The 22,773-nt window shown below is 61.4% G+C and carries 13 protein-coding genes, 1 tRNA gene and 4 pseudogenes; 9 read left to right on the top strand and 9 right to left on the bottom strand.

Going from position 1 to position 22,773, the window contains the following annotated elements; genetic code table 11:
* Window positions 1-20: 20 nt before the first annotated feature.
* Both PU133_RS16375 and PU133_RS16370 read left to right on the top strand, forming a co-directional pair.
* The gene (locus PU133_RS16375) at window positions 21-428 is read left to right on the top strand and encodes an iron chaperone (RefSeq protein WP_404862540.1); all 408 of its coding nucleotides are present in this window, start codon (window positions 21-23) and stop codon (window positions 426-428) included.
* Window positions 403-498 (top strand): annotated as a pseudogene (locus PU133_RS16370) (hypothetical protein); the annotation flags it as partial. The gene PU133_RS16375 and the pseudogene PU133_RS16370, both read left to right, overlap by 26 nt.
* Window positions 499-585: 87 nt before the next feature.
* Here the strand turns inward: PU133_RS16370 and PU133_RS16365 are convergent.
* Window positions 586-4,230 carry a hydantoinase B/oxoprolinase family protein gene (locus PU133_RS16365; RefSeq protein WP_404862539.1) on the bottom strand — a complete coding sequence of 1,215 codons (3,645 nt, stop codon included), beginning with the start codon at window positions 4,228-4,230 and terminating at the stop codon, window positions 586-588.
* A gap of 170 nt (window positions 4,231-4,400) precedes the next feature.
* Here PU133_RS16365 and PU133_RS16360 point away from each other — a divergent pair, with 170 nt between their 5' ends.
* The 6 genes and pseudogenes from PU133_RS16360 to PU133_RS16335 all read left to right on the top strand — a co-directional run bounded on the left by PU133_RS16360 (window position 4,401) and on the right by PU133_RS16335 (window position 10,132).
* Window positions 4,401-5,381: a TRAP transporter substrate-binding protein gene (locus PU133_RS16360; RefSeq protein WP_404862538.1), complete on the top strand. Its 981-nt coding sequence runs from the start codon at window positions 4,401-4,403 to the stop codon at window positions 5,379-5,381.
* Window positions 5,382-5,438: 57 nt separating this feature from the next.
* Window positions 5,439-5,999 carry a TRAP transporter small permease gene (locus PU133_RS16355; protein WP_126011236.1) on the top strand — a complete coding sequence of 187 codons (561 nt, stop codon included), beginning with the start codon at window positions 5,439-5,441 and terminating at the stop codon, window positions 5,997-5,999.
* Entirely contained in the window at window positions 5,999-7,303 is a 1,305-nt protein-coding gene (locus PU133_RS16350; RefSeq protein ID WP_404862537.1) for a TRAP transporter large permease, read from the top strand. Before PU133_RS16355 ends, PU133_RS16350 begins: the two co-directional genes overlap by 1 nt.
* The gene (locus tag PU133_RS16345) at window positions 7,273-7,815 is read left to right on the top strand and encodes a winged helix DNA-binding protein (protein WP_126011232.1); all 543 of its coding nucleotides are present in this window, start codon (window positions 7,273-7,275) and stop codon (window positions 7,813-7,815) included. The genes PU133_RS16350 and PU133_RS16345 overlap by 31 nt, the downstream gene beginning before the upstream one ends.
* Window positions 7,796-8,746, top strand: coding sequence for a hypothetical protein (locus PU133_RS16340; protein ID WP_404862536.1), 951 nt, complete (start codon window positions 7,796-7,798; stop codon window positions 8,744-8,746). Before PU133_RS16345 ends, PU133_RS16340 begins: the two co-directional genes overlap by 20 nt.
* 276 nt (window positions 8,747-9,022) lie before the next feature.
* A pseudogene (locus tag PU133_RS16335) lies at window positions 9,023-10,132 on the top strand (IS3 family transposase).
* A 271-nt stretch (window positions 10,133-10,403) separates the two neighbouring features.
* Here PU133_RS16335 and PU133_RS16330 read toward each other — a convergent pair.
* The 5 genes and pseudogenes from PU133_RS16330 to PU133_RS16310 all read right to left on the bottom strand — a co-directional run bounded on the left by PU133_RS16330 (window position 10,404) and on the right by PU133_RS16310 (window position 16,250).
* Window positions 10,404-10,760, bottom strand: a complete 357-nt coding sequence (locus PU133_RS16330) for an iron chaperone (protein WP_126011230.1) — start codon at window positions 10,758-10,760, stop codon at window positions 10,404-10,406.
* A gap of 166 nt (window positions 10,761-10,926) precedes the next feature.
* Window positions 10,927-11,037 (bottom strand): annotated as a pseudogene (locus PU133_RS16325) (integrase); the annotation flags it as partial.
* 56 nt (window positions 11,038-11,093) lie between these two features.
* On the bottom strand, window positions 11,094-11,918 hold the full coding sequence (locus PU133_RS16320; RefSeq protein WP_404862535.1) for an alpha/beta fold hydrolase: 825 nt from the start codon (window positions 11,916-11,918) through the stop codon (window positions 11,094-11,096).
* Window positions 11,919-12,358: 440 nt separating this feature from the next.
* The gene (locus PU133_RS16315; protein WP_404862534.1) at window positions 12,359-14,887 is read right to left on the bottom strand and encodes a PAS domain S-box protein; all 2,529 of its coding nucleotides are present in this window, start codon (window positions 14,885-14,887) and stop codon (window positions 12,359-12,361) included.
* 568 nt (window positions 14,888-15,455) lie between these two features.
* On the bottom strand, window positions 15,456-16,250 hold the full coding sequence (locus tag PU133_RS16310; RefSeq protein WP_404862533.1) for a GGDEF domain-containing protein: 795 nt from the start codon (window positions 16,248-16,250) through the stop codon (window positions 15,456-15,458).
* A 1,103-nt stretch (window positions 16,251-17,353) separates the two neighbouring features.
* On the opposite strand from PU133_RS16310, the pseudogene PU133_RS16305 reads away from it, so the two are divergent.
* Window positions 17,354-17,650 (top strand): annotated as a pseudogene (locus PU133_RS16305) (alpha/beta family hydrolase); the annotation flags it as partial.
* A gap of 71 nt (window positions 17,651-17,721) precedes the next feature.
* Here the strand turns inward: PU133_RS16305 and PU133_RS16300 are convergent.
* From PU133_RS16300 to PU133_RS16290, 3 genes are all read right to left on the bottom strand, one after another.
* The gene (locus PU133_RS16300; protein ID WP_404862532.1) at window positions 17,722-19,818 is read right to left on the bottom strand and encodes an ATP-dependent helicase; all 2,097 of its coding nucleotides are present in this window, start codon (window positions 19,816-19,818) and stop codon (window positions 17,722-17,724) included.
* Window positions 19,819-19,877: 59 nt separating this feature from the next.
* Window positions 19,878-21,755, bottom strand: a complete 1,878-nt coding sequence (locus PU133_RS16295) for an integrase (protein WP_404862531.1) — start codon at window positions 21,753-21,755, stop codon at window positions 19,878-19,880.
* A 409-nt stretch (window positions 21,756-22,164) separates the two neighbouring features.
* Window positions 22,165-22,238, bottom strand: a tRNA-Gln gene (locus PU133_RS16290).
* Window positions 22,239-22,773 lie beyond the last annotated feature (535 nt).

Raw genomic sequence — 22,773 nt, 5'->3', positions numbered from 1 at the left:
TCAATGGTCGATGATCTAGCATGACCGAGTTACTTGACCATGCTGCATACATAGCTGCGGCGCCGGAAGCGCTTCGGCCACAACTTGCCGTCGTTCGTGACCGTTTGAAGCAAGCGCCTCCCGACGCGGAAGAGGTCATGCAGTACGGCATGCCGGGTTTCACTTCCGGAGGCGTGATGATCGCGGGCTACGGAGCGTTCAGCAAACAGTGCGGTCTCTATGTTAGCAAAGGCGCGATCAAGGCGCATGCTGACGATATCGCTGCAGCCAGCTTAAAGCATCCAAGACTGGTGTCGCCTTCTCACCAACAAAACCGATACCTCACGAACTCATCACGGCGCTCGCTGTGGCGTCGCGCAAAGACGCGGCGGTCTGACCGCCAATGTCCGCTGAGGCAGCGATATGATCCGCTGGTGGCAGGATGGTGACGATGCACGCTCAACTAAAGCTGCCGAACAAACCTGCGTTTCTTGTAACTTTTCCTTCACTTTTGAGAAGAAGTGGGAGCGCGATCTGGGAAGGGTGAACTGCTGCTCCAGTCGCGCCGCCGAACGGGAAGGGCTGAACGGCGGCAGGAGGTCGAGATCAGACTTGGCCGTAGCCGCCGGGTGTCGGCGTGATCACGGTGACCGCTTCGCCAGCCTGAAGCACCGTCTGGTCGCAGCCTTTCAGAACCTCGACCGTTCCGTCGAGGCGGCGAACCTCGGTGCGGCCGAGCTCGCCTTCGCCGCCGCCTGCAATGCCCTGCGGGTGGACGTGTCGGTGCGACGACAGGATCGCGCAGTCCATGGTCTGGAGGAAGCGCAGCGTACGTGTCGTGCCGTTGCCGGCCGCGAATGCGCCAATACCGCCCGAGCCGTCTCGCAGCGTGAAGTTCTCCAGCATCACGGGGAAACGCATCTCCAGGATCTCCGGGTCCGTCAGGCGTGAGTTTGTCATGTGGACGTGCACGCCCGACGTTCCGGCAAAGCCGCGGCCGTCATTCATGCGGCCGGCCGGCGAGCCCGAGCAGATCGTCTCGTAATATTGGTACTCGTTGTTGCCGAAGGTCAGGTTGTTCATCGTGCCCTGGCTGTTGGCGATCGCCCCTAGGGCGCCGAAAATAGCGTTGGTCACATGCTGCGAAGTCTCGACGTTACCGGCGACGACGGCGCGAGGGTAGGCCGGCTTCAGCATGCAGCCCTCGGGGATGACGATGCGGATCGGCCGCAGACAGCCGGCGTTCATCGGTATCGGCGCTTCTACCATGACGCGGAAGCAGTAGAGAACGGCTGCGCGTGCGACCGGCTCCGGCGCATTGAAGTTGTTGGCGATCGCGCCCGAGGTGCCGGTGAAGTCGACCGTGACGGTGCGCGCGTCGCGATCGACCGTGATCTTCACCTTGATCATCTGGCCTGTGTCGGTCGGATACTCGTAGGAGCAATCCTCCAGGCGCCCGATAAGCCGCGCTACTTCCTCGGCCGCGTTGTCCTGTACGTGGCCCATATAGGCCTGCACGACCTCCAGCCCGAACTCCTCGACCATCTTGCGAAGCTCGGCCGCGCCGCGCTCGTTGGCGGCGATCTGCGCCTTGAGGTCGGCGATGTTCTGAACCGGGTTGCGAACCGGATAGGGGTGGTTGGTCAGGAGCTCGTGGAGCTCCTTTTCCCGAAACTGTCCTTCAGCGACCAATTGGAAATTGTCGATGAGAACGCCTTCTTCGTCGACAGTCGTCGCAAGCGGAGTCATCGAACCCGGTGCGGTGCCGCCGACATCGGCATGGTGACCGCGAGAGGCGACCCAGAACAGGATCTCCTTGCGGTCGTCGCTGAAGACCGGGCTTACCACCGTGATGTCGGGCAGGTGCGTGCCGCCATTATAAGGGGCGTTAAGCGCAAAGACGTCGCCGGGGCGGATGTTGCCCTCGTTCAGGCGGATCACGGTCTTGACCGAGCGATCCATGGAGCCTAGGTGCACCGGCATATGCGGCGCATTGGCGACCAGCGCACCGGAAGCGTCGAAGACGGCGCAGGAGAAGTCGAGCCGCTCCTTGATGTTAACTGAATGCGCCGTGTTCTGGAGCGCGACGCCCATCTGCTCGGCGATGTTCATGAAGAGGTTGTTGAACACCTCTAGCAGGATCGGATCGGCCTGCTTCGTGCCGATCGCCTGGTTGCGGGCGAGCTTCTCGTGGCGGGCCAGCACGATGTTGTCGGCAGCCGTCAGCCTGGCGGTCCAGCCCGGCTCGACAACGATCGTCTGGTTGGCCTCGATGATAAGGGCGGGACCCTTGATGCGGTCGCCTGCCTGGATGCCCTCGCGGCGGAACACGCCTGCCTGACGCCACTCGCCGCCGGAGAAGGTGCGGCCGGTGACGTCTGACGAAGCGTCGCGGCCGGTGCCGTCATCCTTCACGCCCTCGATCGTCTCGTCGCCGGCCTGCCAGCCTTCGACCTCGACGGCTTCGACCGTGATTGGCTTGTCGGGCGTGATGAAGCCGAATTGCGCCTGGTGCATCGCCTCGAAACTGCTTTGCGCCTTGGCAAGGTCGCCGTCGAAGGCAACATCGAGCGTGTTGTCGGTGCCGGCGTAGCGTAGATGTAGTTTCGTGCGCGTGGTGACCGTATCGACTGCGATGCCCTGTTCGGCAAGTTCGGTGGCGACGGCGCCGGCAAGGTCCGCCTCGAGGCCGGAGATTGCGGCGCGGCTGGCTTCGGCGAGCGGCTGCATCAGCCCCTGTTGGCGGCTCGCCGTGACGGTGGCGAGGCCCATTCCGTATGCTGAGAGCAGGCCCGACAGCGGGTGTATCAGGATCGATTCCATGCCGAGCGAATCGGCGACGAGGCAGGCGTGCTGGCCGCCGGCTCCGCCGAACGAGTTCAACGCGTAGCGCGTTACGTCGTAGCCGCGTTGGACGGAGATCTTCTTGATGGCATTCGCCATGTTTTCGACGGCGATCTTCAGGAAGCCTTCCGCAATCTCCTCCGGCGAGCGACCTTCGCCGACGCTCTCCGCGATCTCGGCGAACTTCGTCGCAACCGTGGCGCGGTCGAGCGGCTTATCTTGGTCGGGGCCGAAGATCGCTGGGAAGAAGTCCGGGTTGAGCTTGCCCAGCATGACGTTCGCATCCGTCACTGTGAGCGGCCCGCCGCGGCGGTAGCAGGCGGGGCCGGGATCGGCACCGGCCGAATCCGGGCCGACGCGGAAGCGACCGGGATCGGCATGTAGGATCGACCCGCCGCCAGCGGCAACGGTGTGGATGCGCATCATCGGCGCGCGGATGCGCACGCCGGCGACTTCCGTGTCGAAGGCACGCTCATATTCGCCTGCCGCATGTGCAACGTCCGTGGAGGTGCCGCCCATATCGAAGCCGATGACGCGGGGAAAGCCTGCCTGTTCGGCAGTCTTGACCATGCCGACGACGCCGCCTGCCGGGCCGGACAGGATCGCATCCTTGCCCCGAAAACGGTCGGCAGCGGTGAGGCCGCCGGACGACATCATGAACTGAAGCGTCGGGCCGGGCTCGCCGGGCGGCGTAGCGCCGAGGATACGAGCGACGCGCGAGACATAGCGGCCGAGGATGGGCGAGAGATAGGCGTCGACGACGGTCGTATCGCCGCGACCGACGAGCTTGATCAGCGGCGAGACTTCGTGGCTGACGGAAACCTGCTCGAAGCCCAGACCTCGGACCAGTTCGGCCAGCGCCGCCTCATGGACCGGGTTCTGCCAGGCATGCATCAGCACAATCGCAACGGCGCCGATGCCGTCGGCCTTCGCCTCCTCGAGGTCCGCACGGATCGGGTCGAGCTCGATCGCGCGCTCAACCGACCCGTCGGCCATCAAGCGTTCAGGCACCTCGATGACGCGCTCGTAGAGCTGTTCGGGGAGGATGATTTCTTTGGCGAAGATGTCCGGCCGCGCTTGGTAGGCGATGCGCAGCTGGTCGCGGAAGCCTTCGGTGATGAGGAGCAGCGTGCGTTCGCCCTTGCGTTCGAGCAGCGCGTTGGTGGCGACCGTCGTTCCCATACGGATGGTGCCGATGGCAGCGGAGGGCAGATCGGCTTGGGTGGCAGCGCCGACCAGGCGTCGGATGCCTTCGATCGCCGCGTCCTCATAGGCTTCCGGATTTTCCGACAGAAGTTTCATCGGCTGCAGCGATCCGTCGGGTGCGCGGCCGATGACGTCGGTGAACGTGCCGCCGCGATCGATCCAGAAATCCCACTGACCCGTGCCGTCGATGCGGTCCGCCATGATGCAGTCCTCCGTCAATGTTCCCGAGTTCGACCGGTCTTCCGCCGGACGCTGACAAATCGTTGACAAATTGCGAATGAGCCGTCAACCTCTCATTTCGACGCCCGATACGGCGCCGCAAGCGTCCTGCCGGAACCAGGTCGCACTGCCAAAAAAAGGGGAATACGATCATGACGCAGCATTTTCGCGCCGGTCTTCTAGCCGCAGCCTTCGCCACTCTTCTCTCCGCTCCCGCCATGGGGCAGAACGCCTGGGACATGCCGACGCCCTATGGCGATGGCATCTTTCACACGCAGAACATCATGCAGTTCGCCGACGACGTTCGGGAGGCAACGGGCGGCAGCGTCGACCTCACCGTGCATTCCGCAAACTCGCTTTTTGGCCATGCTGAGATCAAGGATGCGGTGCGTGACGGTCTCGTGCCAATTGGCGAGTTCCTGCTCTCGCGTCTTGCGAACGAAGACCCGGTCTTTGCGCTGGATTCTATCCCGTTCCTGGCTTCTTCCTATGAAGAGGGCGAGCAGCTCTGGGCTGCCTCACGAGACGCGGTCTCCGAAAAGCTCGCCGAGCAGGGCCTAACGGTGCTTTATGCGGTCGCCTGGCCGGGTCAGAGCCTCTACCTCAACCAGGAAGTCACCGATCCGGCACAGATGGAAGGGTTGAACTTCCGGGCATACAACGTCGCCACGGAGCGCCTTGCGACGCTGCTCGGCGCCACGCCGACGCAGGTCGAAGAGACCGATATTCCAACCGCGTTCTCGACCGGCCGCGTCGAGGCGATGATCACCTCGCCATCGACTGGCGCCAACGCCAAGGCTTGGGATTTCACCTCGCACTACATCGACGTACAGGCCTGGCTCCCGAAGAACATCATCGTCGTCAACACGGAAGCCTTCGAAGCGCTTTCGGAAGACGAGCGCAACGCGATCCTAGAAGCGGCTGCTGCCGCTGAAGAGCGCGGCTGGCAGATGTCGCGCGAGGAGACCGACGCCAAGATCACTGAGCTGGAGGCTGGCGGCATGACCATCATGCAGCCGTCCGAGGCGCTTTCCGCCAAGCTGCAGGAGATCGGCGCGACGATGACCGAGGAGTGGCAGGCCTCGGCCGGTGAGGCAGGCACCGCGGTCATCGAAGCCTACCGCAACCAGTAAGCCTTCAAGAACGGGCGGGTCATCGACCCGCCCGTTCCACTTACAGGGACTGCTCCCATGCGCAAGGCACTCGATGCCCTCTACGGCGCTGCTCTGTTCGGCGCTTGCTCCGCGATGGTCGTGATCGCGACCCTCGTCTTCATCCAGGTGGTGGCACGGCTGATCGACCGCTTGTCTACGCTCGCTGGCTTCGGCCGCTTCGGCTTTGCCATCCCGTCGCTGGCAGAGATCGGCGGCTTTCTCTTTATCGCCTCGGCCTTTCTCGCTCTGCCGGCGACCTTGAGGGCAGCGGGTCATGTGCGCGTGACGCTCTTCGTCGGCTGGGCCGGGCCCCGCCTGGAACGCGCCATGACCGCATTCGTCCTCATCGTCGCTCTGGCGCTTGCCGCCTATGCGAGCTGGGTGGTCGGAGGGCAGGCCTATGCGTCCTTCGAGCGCGCATCCGTATCCTACGGCCTGATCGCGATCCCGCTCTGGATCCCGCAAGCGGTCATGACAAGCGGGCTCGCCATCCTCGCCGTTGCGATCCTGGACGAACTCGCAGCCGTGCTTTCCGGTGGCGAAGCGAAGTTTCGCGAGATCGAGCGCACGCGCGGCGTCGACGAGGGAGGCCACTGATGGATATCGGCATTCTGTCCCTGATCCTGATTGCTGTCCTCTTCGGCTTCCTTTTCTCCGGCCTTTGGGTCGGCTTTGCCCTCATGGCTGTCGGCTTTGTCGCCATGGAACTGGCGTCATCGGCGCCGGCCGGACTCGTCTTCGCACGTCGGGTCTGGGGGGCAATGAACAGCTGGGACCTGACGGCGCTTCCCATGTTCATCTGGATGGGCGAGCTTCTGTTCCGCTCCCGCATTTCGTCGGACATGTTTTCGGGCCTTGCTCCCTTCACGCGAAGGCTGCCCGGGCGTCTCCTGCACGTCAACGTGTTCGGGTGCGCGCTGTTTGCAGCCGTGTCCGGTTCGTCGGCTGCAACGACTGCGACGGTCGGCAAGATGTCGCTGCCGGAACTGCAGCGGCGCGGCTACGACCCGCGCATGGCGATCGGCACGCTCGCCGGTTCGGGCACATTCGGCTTCCTTATCCCGCCCTCGATTATCATGATCGTTTATGGCGCGGCGACCGAGCAATCGATCGCGCGCCTGTTTCTCGCCGGCATCCTGCCAGGCGTCATGCTGGCGGTGATGTTTTCGTCCTACGTCATGCTCTGGGCCTGGATGAACAAGGACAGGATGCCGGAGCCCGAGCCGAAGCCCACTTGGGGCGAACGGTTCGAGGCGCTGACGCTGCTCCTGCCGACAGTTGTCCTGATCGTGACGGTCATCGGCTCGATCTATGGCGGCTTCGCATCGCCGACCGAAGCGGCCGTGGTTGGCGTCTTTGGAGCCCTTGCGATCTCCTTCTTTTCCGGTGGGCTGTCGCGGGAAAGCTTCGTAACCTCGCTCAAAGGATCGGCGATCACGAGCTGCATGATCGCGCTGATTCTGGCAGGCGCGTCGTTCCTCACCGTCGCCATGGGCTATACCGGCATCCCGCGCACGCTTGCCGCCTGGATCGGTGAGCAGGGCTTTTCGCAGTTCGCGCTGCTGGCCGTCCTCCTCGTGTTCTTTATCATTCTCGGCTGCTTCATCGACGGCATATCAATGGTCGTGCTGACAACGTCCGTCATCCTGCCGATGGTGCTTGCCGCCGGCATTGATCCGATCTGGTTCGGCGTCTTCCTCGTTCTCGTGGTCGAGATGAGCCAGATTACCCCGCCCGTTGGCTTTAACCTGTTCGTCATCCAGTCGATCACGGGACGAGGGATTTTCGAGATCGCGCTCTATGCGCTGCCCTTCTTCTTGATCCTTGTCCTAGCGACTGCACTTCTCGCCGCTTTTCCGGAGATCGCCCTATGGCTGCCGAGCACTATGATGAACAACTGAAGGATCTAGCGATCGGGCCGGTGGTTTCATCGGCGCATCTCGCCAATTCGAGCCTGCCGGCGCTCTCGGAAGTCGAGTTTGCCTTGACCATGGCAAATCATGCCTTCCAGCGGTGGATCGTGCGCTGCACGGCGGCAGCCGGTGGGCCGTCGCTCTCGCCTATGGAAGTGCTGATCGTGCACCTCGTCAACCATCGGGCAAGGCCGAAAACGCTCGCGGATATCTGTCTCGTGCTCAATGTTGAGGATACGCATCTCGTCAACTACGCGATCAAGAAGCTGGTCGAGCAAGGTTTGGTGGAGCCGGGCCGCAAGGGCAAGGAGAAGACGATTACGGTAACAGAAGCAGGACGCCAACTCTGCAAGCGTTATGGCGATGTTCGAGAGGCGCTAGTGGTGCAGTCGGTTCTACAATTCGGTCACGACCCGGCTGAGCTCTCGCGTCTCGCCAGCCTCTTACGTGCGGTCTCTGGTGCCTACGACCAGGCGGCGCGTGCTGCCGCCTCCCTTTAGGCTGGTGCCAGTCTTCGCCTTCCTCGCCCGCCATGGGCGGATGCTGCTCGTCGCGGGGCTCTTGCTCGGCGCATTCCTGCCGGAACTCGCAGTTGCGCTGAGGCCCGGCATCGCGCCGATGATCGTGGCGCTGCTGTTCCTTGCGGTTCTCCGCTTGGGACCAGATGGCATCAGAGCAGGGCTTAAGGGCGTCCACCGCGCGGCGGGACTGGCGCTCGTGCTCCAGGTTGTGCTGCCGCTCACGGCGGCGTTCGCCTTTTGGCTCACGGGCGCCCTCGGCTCTACCATCGCCATGGGCATCGTGCTGGTGCTGGCAGCAGCGCCCATCACTGGCAGCCCGAACATCACCCTCATGGCCGGCGGCGATCCAGCGCCGGCCTTACGCCAGCTCGTCATCGGAACCGCGCTCTTGCCGTTGACGGTCTTGCCGGTGTTTCTCGTCATGCCCGCCTTCGGCAGCCCGCTTGCGGTTGCGCGGGCTGCACTCGAGCTTCTGATGCTGATCACACTAGCCGGCGGCGTCGCCTACGCCTTACGGGCGCTCGACGTCGTGTCGGGCAGCGATCGGTCGGTGTTGGCCATGGATGGGCTTGCCGCACTTCTGCTCGGTCTGGTGGTCATCGGCCTTATGTCGGCCATCGGTCCGGCGGTTCTCAACGAGCGTGGTGCATTCTTCGCGGCACTGGCCGCTGTCTTCCTGCTTAACTTTCCGATTCAGCTCTGCGCCAGTGCGCTTGCCGCGCGTAAGGACCCGGCCGCGGCACCGGCGATGGGGATCACCGCCGGCAATCGCAACGCAGCTTTGTTTCTTTCGGTGTTGCCAGAGGCAACGGCCGACGAGCTTCTACTATTCATCGGCTGCTTTCAGATCCCGATGTACCTCACACCATTTCTACTGGCGCGGTGGTACCGAAAGCTCGCAAAAAGTTAGCTTTTTCGTTGTGGGTCAGATCCCGGGGATTGCAGAGCTCATCGTATAGAGTGCGATCTTCATTCTGCCTCTTTGCCTCACTACCTCGCCTCCCGATGACACTGGAACGACGTCTGAAGCGACATGCATACCTGCATGGAGCGCTGGCGACGATCTTGATAAACCGCTCAAAGCCCGGCAAACCAGAATATGGATTCTAGCCGAAATGGGTTGACCTGCTCCCCTGAGACGTTCCCGCTTTTGGGTTAGCCTGTTCTTTGATGAAGGAGACGGGCAATGAAGCGATCGCGGTTCTCGGACGAACAGATCATTGTATTCTCAATGAGCATCAGGCGGGCATGACGGCCAGCGAGCTTTGCCGCAAGCATAGCATTTCGGACGCGACCTTCTACGCTTGGCGAAAGAAGTTTGGCGGCCTGGAGGTGTCGGAGGCCAAACGGCTGAAGGCTTTGGAGAAGGAGAATGCCCGCCTGAAGAGGCTTCTGGCAGAGTCGATGATGGATGCATCGACGCTGCGCGAGATGCTGGCAAAAAACTTCTGACGCCCGGCTCAAGGAGAAATGCCGTGAGTTGGGCAGTCGAAAAGAAGAGCTACTCTCAGCCGGGGCCTGTGCCCTGGTCGGCATTGCGCCGCGTGTCTACCGATACATATCCAGCCGGTCGGACGATGCTGCTTTGCGAGCACGTTTGCGGGAACTGTCATCGCAGCGACGGCGGTTCGGCTACCGCCGCCTGCACCTGCTGTTGAAGCGGGAGGGTGTCTCGGTGAACTGGAAGAAGCTCTACCGGATTTACAAGGAAGAGCGCCTGACGGTCCGAAAACGTAGCGGGCGCAAACGGGCTCTGGGCACGAGAGCGCCGATGGCCATTCCGCAGGATCCAAACCAGAGATGGTCACTCGACTTCGTGTCGGACGCGTTGGTCGACGGCCGTCGCTTCCGCATCCTTTGCGTGATCGACGACTTCAGCCGGGAGTGCCTGGCGACGGTGGTCGACAACTCGATCTCGGGCGAACGTGTCGCTCGTGAACTGGATGCGATCGCCGAACGGCACGGCTACCTCTGCATGATTGTCAGCGACAACGGCAAGGAGCTGACGTTAAACGCCATGCTGACTTGGCAGCAGGATCGCGGCGTCGAGTGGCACTACATCGCACCCGGCAAACCCATGCAAAATGGCTTCGTGGAGTCATTCAATGGCAGGCTCAGGGAGGAATGCCTCAACGAGCACCTGTTCCGAAGCTACCCCCATGCACGAGAGATCATCGAGACATGGAGAATAGACTAAAACCTGCACCGGCCCCATACGAGCCTTGACGGGCTCACACCGAACGAGTTTGCAACCCGGTCCCAAATGGACCACAACGTGAACAGAGCTAGCCTATGAATGGGGACATTCAGGGGAGCAGGTCACCCCAAAAGCGCCGGTAGGAAATCATTTCCCGAGTGCGATAGTCGGGCTGGCGTCATGTCTACTTTGGGGTGGGAAGCCGCCTGTCAGCTTTTCTGAGGACTTCGGAGAAAGCGGACATTGTTTGTTGGGCACAGTTTGGGCCGTTTCCGGGCGATCCGGTTTTGGGCGCCGCGGGCCGAATAGCTGCCGCTAAGATTCAGCTGATCTCTACAACTGCTTGCGACCCCATCTCGCACATTGGCGGTCAGACCGCCGCATCGTTGCGCGATGCCAAGGCGAGCGCCGTGATCAGTTCGTCAGGTATCGGTTTTGTTGGTGAAAAGGTGACACCAGTCTTGGATGCTTTAAGCTCGGCTGCAGCGATATCGTCAGCATGCGCGTTGATCGCACCTTTGCTGACATAGAGGCCGCACTGTTTGCTGAACGCTCCGTAACCCGCGATCATCACGCCTCCGGAAGTGAAGCCTGGCATGCCGTACTGCATGACCTCTTCCGCATCAGGAAGAGCTTGCTTGAGGAGGTCACGAACGTTGGCAAGTTGTGGCCGAAGGGCTTCCGGCGCCGCAGCTATGTATGCATTATGGTCGAGCAATTCGGTCATGCTGGATCATCGACCATAGAATGTGCTCGCGCAAGCAGAGCTATGACTGCTTGGGTGCCACGACCGCCCAAAAGCTGCCCGTCCGCAATCCACCCCACGATGGTCGGAGCAACCTAGTGTGTCGCGTGTCAAAAGCGGCCGTCCACGTTGCATCGGCCGCTCAATGTCAGATCTCGGTTCGCTCATCCAGGAGGAGCGCGTCCTCCACGTCGACGCCAAGATAGCGCAATGTGCTCTCGATCATGGAGTGATCAAGCAAGTTTTCGATGGCGCGGACCAATGGCGGCGGGGTGCTAGTCGTCTCACGCCGACCGGCGGCATTGCGTTAAGACGTCATCGAGTCGCGGCAAGAATGACGGCAATAGTCTCCTCGGGCATGTCCCACATAGGAAAGTGGCCGCTGGACTCGAACCAATGTAGATCCGCGGAAGGAAAAGCCGCTTTTGCCCGCGCCGCCTGCCTTGGCAGACATAAGCGATCATGCCGGCCCCACCCAATCACGATGCGACCAGTGGCATCGGCGGCAGGACCGGTCTGCTCACGACCACTCGCAAGGTCATGGACCAGTGCGTCGAATGTCGATGTTGTGCTGAGACTTGCCAATTCCGTCGCAACGACCTGCGGATCGAGCGCCCAAGGATGCGCGGATAATTGTGCCAGCAGCGCAGTGCGCGACGCCGCATTCCCGCTCAGCATTGGCAGGCTGGGCCGGATTGCCCGGAGCAATCGCCCGGAAACTCCTATGGTGATCTTGAAGAAGGTTCGTTCCCAACTCCGCCAGAAACCACCCGGATCAAGCGCCACCACGTTGCCGATATTGCCGCGTCGAGCGAGTTCGAGCACGATCCGTGCCCCCATCGAGCTCCCGACAACGTCAATCCCTGCCAGTCCGTTGTCCGCTATATAGCGCTCGACGCTGCCGACAAGACCATCGAACGTCCCGCTGTCGTGTTCGGCCGGGGTGGCGCCATGCCCAGGAAGGTCAATCGCGATCACCGTTCGATTGGCGCTAAGTGCATCCAGGATAGTGCTCCATGATTGCCAGCTTCCCCCGAGCCCGTGGACTAGAAGCAGCTTCCGACCCGTGCCACGGGTAATCTGATTAATCATACTGTTTCTCTTGTTACCTTTGGTGCGCTGAACGATCGCGAACGGCATTCGAGGTCAGTGACCAGCACTTCTCCGCGCGGCGCTTTGCCGGTGTTCCGATAACTGACTTCCTGCACAAGCCGGTAAGAGCAGTAACGTTCCTGGTCTGCTTCCTAGCACGGTCGAAATAAACCTGAGCGTCTATATGCGGCGCGCTGCTACCAAAGCTCGGTGTTAGGTGAAAAGCAGTTTCACCGAGTAACCGCCCGAAACCTGCCGGTCCGCTTCCCACCCCGGTCCGGAGGGCGTCAGCGGGGTGGGACGCTGGGAAATGTTTTCCTACCGACGCCTTCGGGGTGGTTTCCGGAGGTGAAGTCTTTGGCGCCGTGGGCCAAATAGCTGCCACTAGGCTTGAGCTAGTCTGTGCGACGGCATACGGCCCCTTCAAGAGGTTCAAGCCCATCTTTCAAACCACCACCGAAAGCGGCCGTTCGGAAACCGCGTGAGCGTCAGTCGTCGAACATGCCCTGGATCCGGTTAGATAGGACGGTCATGTCGAACGGCTTCGTGACCACCTGCATGCCGGGATCGAGATGACCATGGCTTAGAACGGCGTTCTCGGCATAACCCGTCACGAACAGCACCTTTAGGTTGGCACGTAGCTCCCGAGCGGCGTCGGCCACTTGCCGCCCGTTCATGCCATTGGGCAGACCCACGTCGGTGATGAGGAGGTCGACGAATGCGTCCGAGCGCAGGACTTTCAGCGCCTGCGGGCCATCGCCCGCCTCGATCGTGCTGAATCCAAGATCTTCGACAGCGTCCACCACGAGCATTCGCACCAGTGGCTCGTCGTCCACCACGAGGACTGTCTTGCCTCTTGAGTCGACCCGCGGGAGCGTCGGAACAACCTCGGGTTCGCAAACCTCCTCCTCGTGGTGGCGGGGAAGGTAGACGCAGACCATCGTCCCGTTGCCGACCTCGGAGTAGATGCGGACTTGCCCGCCCGACTGGCGGGCGAACCCATAGATCATCGAGAGGCCGAGCCCTGTGCCGACGCCGATCGGCTTGGTGGTGAAGAAGGGATCGAAGGCGCGCTCGATGATGTCCGGGGACATGCCCGTTCCATTGTCCGACACACACATGGAAAGGTACTGGCCGGGCGGCAGGTCGCGCTCGCGCGCGGCCCGATCGTCGAGCCAGCGATTCGCGGTCTCGATTGTGATGCTGCCGCCGTTGGGCATGGCGTCCCGCGCGTTGATGCAAAGGTTCAAGAGCGCGTTCTCGAGCTGGTTGGGGTCGACCAGCGCCGACCACAAGCCCGCCTTCGCCACTGTCTCGACAGCGATCTGCGGACCGACCGTCCGCCGGATGAGGTCTTCCATTCCGGCAACGAGGCGGTTCACGTCCGTCGGCTTGGGGTCCAACGTCTGACGTCGCGAGAACGCGAGAAGGCGATGCGTTAGCGCCGAGGCGCGTTTGGCCGCGCCTTGCGCGCCAACCATGTAGCGGTCGAGGTCACCGACGCGCCCCTGCTGGAGACGGGTCTGCATCATGTCGAGCGAGCCCGAGATGCCCGCCAGGAGGTTGTTGAAGTCGTGCGCGATGCCGCCAGTGAGTTGGCCGACGGCTTCCATTTTCTGACTTTGGCGTAGCGCCTCGTGCGCCTGCTCCAGCTCCGCGGTGCGCTCGAAAACGCGTTGCTCAAGCGTCTCGTTAAGTTCGCGCAGCTGCTCTTCAGCCATTTTCAGATCGTGTATATCGGTGCAGGAGCCATACCAGCGAGCGATCTGTCCATTTTGGTCACGTACGCACTGCGCGCGGCCGATAACCCAGCGGTATTGGCCTGAACGATGCCGCAAGCGGTACTCGATATGATAAGGCTCCCCGGTCTTGAGGCAGTGCTGCCATAAGGCCCAGGATCGCTCCTGATCATCGGGGTGGAATAGGCCGTTCCACGCCTCGCCGTCCGTCGAGCCATAGGGCGCGCCGGTAAATTCGTACCAGCGGTCGTTATAGTAGTCATGAAAGCCGTCAGGACGCGTCAACCAGATCATCTGGTCGACTGAATTGGCGACGGCATGATATTTCGCCTCCGACTCTCGCAGCCGGCTTTCGGCGCTGACGCGCTCGACATGTGCCCAGCAGCGCTCGACCACCGCCTCGACCAGCGAAATCTCGTCGGCGCGCCAGTCCCGCGGGGTATCCTGGTGAACGGCCATCATCGCCGCGAGCCTGCCGCCGCTGACGAGTGGGCAACAGACGATTGCGTCGATACCGATCGATTGGAAGGTCTCGCGTCCTTCGCCGAGGGCGAGCTCGCCCGCGACGTCGCGAATAACGAGCGTCTGTCCGCCGCGCATGTCGACGGCGGCGCGCGGACCGAAGAGATCGAGACTGTAGGTCCCGGCCGAACTCGCGATCCCCGGCGCTGTATAGTCGCGGTGGATGATGAAGGCATCGCTGTCGACGTCAACGGCGGCGTAGGCGGTTCGGGAGGCGCCGAGGCGCCGCCCCAGCAACTGCGCAGCCGCGGACATCGCGGCGACCGCGTCCCCCGAACTGCGCAGCGCCTCATCGAGCTCGTTCATGAAGCGCAGGCGCGCCTCGTTCTCGCGCAGCGCCTTTTCGGCGCGGTATTGCTCAGTCACGTCGTTGGCGTTGTGGATGATCGCCTCCACCTCGCCGTTTTCGTCGAGCACCGGCGAGTTGACCGGACTCCACCACCGTTCCTCAAACGTACCGTCCGGCCGAGCGACGTCGTATTTGAGACCCGGTAGCGTGTCCGGCTGCTTGGAGGCGAGCACATGCTCGATTGACGCACGCAGGGTGCGCACGCCCGCGATGGCCGGGTCGTCGGGGTTGTCAGGATATGCCTCGAAGATGCCCAGTCCGACCACATCTTCGCGCGTCCGCATCGTGGCCGCCAGATACGCCTCGTTTACCTCGATGATGGTGAACCGCGGCGCGTCGGGTTTAAGAACAAGAAATGGCGCCGGCGAGGCCTGAAATAGACGCGCGAAACTCTGGTTTCCCATCATGGTCGTATCACTTGCTGGCACCAAAGCCTCTTGATCTCCCCGCCTTCATCGAAAATACGGAGCCGCCTGACAAGACGCACCAACCTGCCATTTTCGCGCAGAACGGACCTGTTCTTGTCGCCGATAGTCCGCCTAATCGCATGGCGAACCTGCGTCCTCTCGCCGAACCAAACTTTAATTGTGGACCCAATTCGGTTAGAATCCATTTTCTGGTTTGCCGGGCTTCTCACGATTTATCAAGATCGTCGCCAGCGCTCCATGCAGGTGTGCATGTCGCTTCAGACGTCGTTCCAGTTTCATAAGGAGGCGAGGTAGTGGGGCACAGAGGCAGAACGAAGATTGCAACCTGAGGGCTCAAATCGGCTTTCGAACTAATCGAAGACATTGTCCGCTTTCAAGCGAAAGCAGAGTTTATAGCGACGGCAGAAATGGCGGCGCGAAGCGGGAGGTCCTCTACGAAATAGCGGTTCGTTGTAACTCGCCGTACTGGTATGATTCGATCAAGTGAAAGTTTGCACAGTAAGCCAGCCAAGCGCGCCGCGACAGCAAGAGCCAGTTTTAAGAGTGTTCAGTGCAGACTTGCAGACGCCGCGGTCAAGGCAGCCTGCGATGAATTGCAGATCATTTCGATCCGGTTACGTCCGCCGTTTTTGGCGATGTACAGTTGCTCATCGGCAAGTCGGAATAGGTTGGCAAACGTCGCGCTGTGCGCGCAGGCGGCACCACCGATACTCACCGACAATTTGTATTGCTCGCCATTTACCTTGAAGTCGATGTCATTAACTGCCTTGCGTATGCGTTCGGCCACAAGCGAGGCCTCGGCCATGTTGGCGTGCTGAAGAAAAACAGCAAACTCTTCGCCCCCAAGCCTGCCCAGCTCATCGTTCTTGCGTAAGGACCCAGTGATTGCTTTTGCAAGAAGCGTGAGAGCTTCATCTCCACGATGATGTCCGAAGCGATCGTTAATCGCCTTGAAGTGGTCAGCGTCAATTACGAGCAGTGCACCGATCGGATTGTGAGTGACGCTATGGAAGTTCAGGCAGTTCTCAACTGACTTGGTGAAGGCACGTCGATTCAAACATCCCGTAAGGCTGTCTGTCGCAGCGAGATAAGCCAAGCGATGGTTGGCTATCGCCAGTTCCCTTAGTTTCAAGGACAAGAAAAAGAACAAGGACCCGGCAAGCATAATCGGCAGTAAAGTGGAGCTTATCAGTGCTTTACTTAATATTACAGCAGGATCACTTCGGAACATAACATAGTTGATGCTAATGCAGATTGTGACGCAACCCAACGTACCGAAGACAGTCCATTGAGCTAGCTTCCCCCAGTTCCGCATCGACATATCTGCGCGCGCACCTAACATGGCAGCTCCTCCACGCGAGCAAGAGTAGGCCAAAAGTGTTAAGCGTGGGTAATTAGACAAGGTTCTAGTAGGAGGAACAATTGACCGCAGGCTGGATCGTATCTAGCGCAGTTCGATAGCGAGCGCGGGGGAATCAGTCTAGCTGAACGACGCGTATATTAGGAATATTACTTCCGCTTGTCACAATATGCCTAGCGTCGGCTTTTAGTCACGGCGAACTGCGTCTCAACCACCGAATGGCGGGCGCGAAGTCGACATTCGAGTGTCGCCTTGCACGAGGCTGGGAAATGATTTCCCAACAGTTTCTGAAACGTCAGCTTTGCGCCCCATTCCAGTCGCTCACAGGATATCGGGCCAACCCAAAAGCAGTCGCTAACCGGACTGCTGCGCATCGAAATATTGCACTCGAATGTTCAAGTTGTTGTGTAGCGCCTACTTTTAGGTCCGACTGGTAAGATTATGGTGCCTGCATCGATCGCATCGGTAAAGCGTCAACGCAAAGTCGGCCACTTGCGACAATAGCGACCGCCTCAGCCTCAAATTCTGAACCGTTCCGCGCACAAACGCTAAGTCTCGTACGCATCTGAATAGGACGCTTCGGTAGCGGTCGTGCAGTCTTGCCAGCACAACCATCCTTCATCTGCCTGATCAAGCATATCAACCCAATGGCGCGGTAAAGGCGGAAATGAATGCGATGGTGCCTACGCCTATAAGCTGTGGTCGACAGAGCTAGGCACATATTCGGGCCTGGCGATCTCAATGCGCTGCTGCGCAAATATCCGGAGATCGAGAAAGCTCATCAGAAGCCCTAGAGACGGCCGGCTGGTGTCGGCGACGGATCGCCTTGTTGAAGCCCTGACCGCGGACCCTGGCCAGGGCAGGGGCACGGCAACGGCATTGACCCTTGGCGTCGGCAACGCGGGGCAGATCGACGTGACCCAACGCGTGATGAAGTGCCCGCACGTCATCTCGATTTGCGGTCATCGGATTCAGAGATAGGGGGAAGCGATCCAAGGTTCTGAGCGGGAAAGGTCTGCTTCGGTAGCTAGGTAACCATTTCCTAAAACCGAAGCCTTGCTGTTTTGAAGAGCGGGAAGAGGCAGATGTCGTTCCTGATCGACGGCCGAGAAGACGCCGTTCCGACGATCCTGTTCGTCCATGACGTGGGCGTGCCAATGAAGCCAGTGGCGATGAGCCCGGTGGCCGACGCCTTGCGAGAAGTCGGCTTCAGGGCGGCGCGGTTCGAGTTAACCGATATGGTTGCCTGCCGAGGCGGTGTCCGCACGCCAGCGCCCAAGACGAGGCGTCTGGTAGGCTACGCCGAGGCCGTGGCGGCGATTGCTTGCGATTGCCCGATGTTCAATGGCGGTAAGTCCATGGAGGGGCGCGTGGCGTCGATAGGGCGGACGAGCATGATGCAGAGATGGAGCATCGCTGGCCTGCTCTGCCTCGACTATCCTCGCCCTGAAACCTATCGCCACATGCCGCGCATCTTCGCCTTGAGGTCGACGCGGATATTGGGTTGCGGCGAGCGCCCGCTCGCACCTTGCGATGGCGGGGGCCATGCGGTATGCGCGAAGCGTTCCAGCATGGGCTCGGTGATGAAGCGGGTGCGCGAGGCGTAAACGTGGCGGTCGCCGCGCGCGGCTTGGCCGTGCACGAAGAAGCGCTGCGGCGTGATAAGGTGCAGACTGTCCTTTGCGCGCGTCATCGCGACGTAAAGCAGGCGGCGCTCCTCCTCGATCTCGTCGCGCTCTCCCACCGCAAGGTCGCTCGGGATGCAGCCGTCGACGGCGTTGAGCACGAAAACCTTCGTCCATTCCTGGCCCTTGGCGGAATGGATGGTCGAGAGGATCAGATAGTCCTCGTCGAGATGCGGCGGCCCTGCTTCATCGCTGGTGGCGTCGGGCGGATCAAGCGTGAGGTCGGTTAGAAACCGCTCGCGTGAGGAATAGCCGGCGGCGATCTGTTCGAGCTGCAGGAGATCGGCGCGCCGCGTACCGGCATCCTCGTGTATGCGCTCCAGATGTGGCTCGTACCACAGCCGCACGCGCTCGAGGTCGGCAGGCCAGGAAGACTTTGTGCGCAAGCCGGAGTAGAGCTCCACAAAGCCGGGCCAGTCAGCCTCGGCACGAGCGGGCGCCTTGAAGAACTGCAACCCCAGTGCCGGATCGAGCGCGCGTTCCATCGCTTCCAGCGCGTGACCGGCGGCCGACGGGCCGATGCCGGGGATGAGCTGCATGACGCGGAAGGCGGCAACGCGATCCTTCGGGTTCTCGGCAAAACGCAGGACTGCCAGCACATCCTTCACATGGGCGGCATCCAGGAACTTCAGTCCGCCGAACTTCACGAAGGGGATGTTGCGGCGGGTCAGCTCGATCTCCAGCGGCCCGGAGTGATGCGCGGCGCGGAAGAGGACGGCCTGCGTCTTCAGCGCGACGCCTTCCTCGCGAGCCTCCAGAACCTGATCGGCGACATAATTTGCTTGCTCAGCCTCGTCGCGCACGGTGACGAGCCGAGGCAGATCGCGCGAGCTACGCTCGGTCCACAGGTTCTTGGTGAAGCGCTCGGACGCCTCGCCAATCACCGCATTGGCGGCTGCGAGGATCACGTCGGTCGAGCGGTAGTTGCGGTCGAGCGTGACAACGCGCGCCAGCTCGGCGAAGTGGCCAGGAAAATCGAGGATGTTGCGGACCTCGGCCGCCCGGAAAGAATAGATCGACTGGGCGTCGTCGCCCACGACGGTCAGCCCGGCGCCATCCGGCTTCAGCGCCAAGAGGATCGACGCCTGAAGGCGGTTGGTGTCCTGGTATTCATCAACAAGGATATGGTCGAAGCGCCCGCCAAGATGCTCCACGATCGCTGCCTCGCCGCACATCTGCGCCCACCAGAGCAGCAGGTCGTCATAGTCGAGCACGTTCTGCGCCTGCTTGGCGTCGACGTAAGCGGCAAAGAGCTGCTTTAATTCCTCGGCCCAGCCCATGCACCAGGGAAAGCTCTTCGCCAGGATCGGCTCCAACTCATCCTGCGCATTGACGACGCGCGAGTAAATCGCAAGGCAGGTGCCCTTGGCCGGAAAGCGGCTTTCGGTCTTCGACAGGCCAAGCTCGTGCCGCACGAGGTTCATGAGGTCGGCGGAATCCTCGCGGTCGTGGATGGTGAACGCGGGGTCGAGCCCGATCTCCAGCGCATAGTCTCGCAGGAGCCGTGCGCCTACGGCATGGAACGTGCCTGCCCAGGTGAGGCCCTCCGTCAGCGCTGCGGCCTTGTCCCCCAGCACCCGCGCGGCGATCCGCTCCACCCGGCTTCTCATTTCCGACGCTGCCCGGCGCGAGAAAGTCATCAGCAGGATGCGGCGCGGATCAGCGCCCTTAACGATCAGATGCGCGACGCGATGGGCAAGCGTATTGGTCTTGCCCGACCCGGCCCCTGCGATGACCAGCAGGGGTCCAGCCACAGCGCCCTCACCATGCTCCACCGCCGCCCGCTGCTCGGCGTTCAGCGAAGAGAGATAGTCCTCGGTCTCGGCGGGCGCTGGCAGGGTCGAATCGCGAAGGGCAATGTTCATGTCGCTGACAGAACCCTGTTTCTGATTTGTTCGCAACCTGTGCGACGCGCTCGCGCCAGCTATGCCTTTTTCTTCGGGCGCCGTCCCCGCTTGTCGCCGAAGCGGTCACCGCTCTTCTTGCCAGCACATGGCGGCAGATCGTTCTGCTCGACCCAAGGAAGCAGTCTGATGGGCTGGGGTTCCAGGTGGCCGGTGATGATGGGGTATCGGGAAATGATGAGCTTCAGCAGGGAGAGGCCTGCGGGGTTTGTATAACGTGACGCTGTCTCGGAGCTGCCTAGCCGTCCGGCGACGTCCTCGATGACGCCTTCAGAAACGTTGGCCTGCTTGAGCGTGTCGGACAGACCGTGCCGCAGCGCGTGGATTGGTCTCGCCCAAAGCTCGGTCTTCATGCATCGCTTCACCACCGGGATGAAGTCTTTGTAAAAGCGATCTCCTGGATCGTTTTTCTTTAGCAGAGGAGAGAACAATTCCGGGAACAGACGTTCATGGCCGATGTCTTTTAGGCGCTCCACGTATTCAGCGAAATTCAGTCGAAGCAGTTCGTCGGGCACCGGAAGCAGGCGGTCTGACTGCGCATTCTTGATGCGTCTGACTTCATTGGCCCTGATCCGGATCGCCCAGATGCCTTCCCGCTGCTCGACGTCCTCCACCAGCAGACCCGCGAACTCGTTTCGCCGCGGACCCAGATAGGTGTAAAGCATCGGCAGGAAATAATTGGCCGAATGGAACACCAAGCTGCCTGGAAGCTCGGGTTGTTCCGCGCTCGCTTGGCCTGTGAAAAATGGCAAGTCGAAAATCGGCCGGACCTCATCAGGGCCGGGCTTTGCCTGCTGCGATCTGACCTCGCCCCTCTTTGGTTTCTTGGGCCGCAGGCCTTCGAAAGTCCATTCGGGAACCGAATAATGGTGCGAGCGAAGGTGTTTTAGGAAGTGGGTCAAATTTCCGAGATGTCTTCGGATCGTGGCGGGCTTCAAGCCCAGCCGCACGGCTTTTTCACCTTTCTCGCGGGTTGCATCGGCCCGCCTCAGGCTCTCGGCGCGCAATTCTTCCGGCGACAGAGCACGAAGCCTTGAGCTTCTGCCATAGCTGGGGAGAATGTGGTTGAAGTGCTGGCGGAGCGCGGCAATGTGCTCTTGCGTAATTTCTCCGGAGTGGGTGACCCCGTGCTCCTCAAGGATGCCACGGAAAATGCGAACCAGGACACGAACATCCGACGCGGTGTCATCTTCCCATTGATCCTGATGATTTGCGATGAGGTTGTCCGTTTCCCGGTCGAACTCTGACAGGAGCAGTTCTTTCGGCGCCTTCTTCGGGGGCTTGGTGCTGGCAGGCAGTGGCTGCTGCTCAGCGACGGTCGTCTGCTTGGCGACAATGGGCAAAGCAGGAAGGTCGGGCATAGCCGGATCCGTCGGAAGGGCACGCGGTTCATCCGCCCATTGAGTCGCTGGTTTCTGCGGCGGTGGCAATTTGGCCACGTCAATGATCGGACGGTCTTCACGAGGCTTAGCGACAAGCGTCGGCTTTCTGGGGTCAGCCGCTGATGCGAGCAGCGCATCGGCCCGTGCTCGGAAAACCTCCTCGGTAGCTGCGTCCCGGTTGAGCGGCGTGTCCTCCAGTTCAACCTGCCCCATGCGGAAGAGCACGTCGCGCAGGAATGGGCTGCGCGTCCTGCCTTCGCGGTCGGAGAGGATCGCTTTGCGCTCGGCGCGGTAGGTGGCTTTGATGAAGGGGATGTCTTCAGGCTCCGCGCCAGCCCCGTACAGCGCCTCACGGACGTCGCCCGCCTCCTCGAAAGAGAGCGTCTCGCCTGTCCCACAAGCATGGAGCAGTCGGTAGGCGAGGCCGACCTGACGATCCGCTGCCCGCTGCTCGGGCTCACGGATCGTCCCGGTACGCTTGGCGGCGCGGTCGAGCGCCTCGATCTCGGCCCGCATGGCGTCCGCCTCGAGGGCGAAGATTTACGCGAGCTGTTCTCGTGTCGCCATGCGCGTCTTCGGTACCAGTTCCATTTCAAGCAGGAGCGCGTTCAGCCACCGTGCGACGGCCGACGCCTTCTTACGGTCCGAGAGCCTAAGGCTCAATGAAGCCGGGCATTTCTTCCCGAGGCCCGAAAGCCGACGGGAATGCGTGCCCGCCAATAAAAAATCGGTCCTCTGAGAACAAGATTCTCGACCTGGTGTCTGCGCAGTCCCATCCGCCCCTGCTCCGTCGGCCCAAGGCGGCTGGACAACACCTGTGGGCATCAGTTGTGGGCACCAGTCGTGGCGGGCCATTTGGACGCACAAGCGCGTTAAGGCCGAAAGGCCGGAATCCTGCGGTTTCAAAGGGACTGGAGGGAGCAAATGGCTGGGGAACCTGGATTCGAACCAGGACTAACGGAGTCAGAGTCCGTGGGTCTACCGTTAACCTATTCCCCATAGCCGAGGGGGCGCAAGCGCCTTCGAAACGGCGGGTGCATACTTGCGAAGATCGGTCCGGTAAGGCCGTTCGCCGCTGTTTCGAGGCCGCCTTGTAGCATATTCGACCTGTCGATCAAGACCCCGTTGCACGGCTACGGGCATAAATTGGCGGGCAGCGTGGTGGAGTGGCACCGTCTTGGCCATCGACCGCGATGGCATGGCGAGACGGGAGAACTCGCGCGCACGGAAGAGGCGGGCGTGGGCGGGTCCCAAAAAGCATTTTGTCAAATGCGTTCCGGCTGATAGGCTTTGCCCAACGATGATAGACGAGCGCTTTTCGCGGTGCGCATTCTTGCTGCCGCCCGCGACGCGCCGACAGGAACTGACGTGAAGAACCCCGAAAGCGGCACTGACGTGCCGACAAGAGGGGCGCCAGATGAGGATCACGGACAACGTCATGCGCCAACCGGCCAACCCTCCAACCGCAACGGAAAGAACCGCTCAAGAAGCGCCCGTTCCGATCGCGGCAGGACAGGTGCGGCATCGGCAGGCC

This window comes from Georhizobium sp. MAB10 (genome assembly GCF_045012825.1).
GTDB lineage: Bacteria > Pseudomonadota > Alphaproteobacteria > Rhizobiales > Rhizobiaceae > Georhizobium > Georhizobium profundi.
This window is presented reverse-complemented; position numbering and strand designations above follow the sequence as displayed.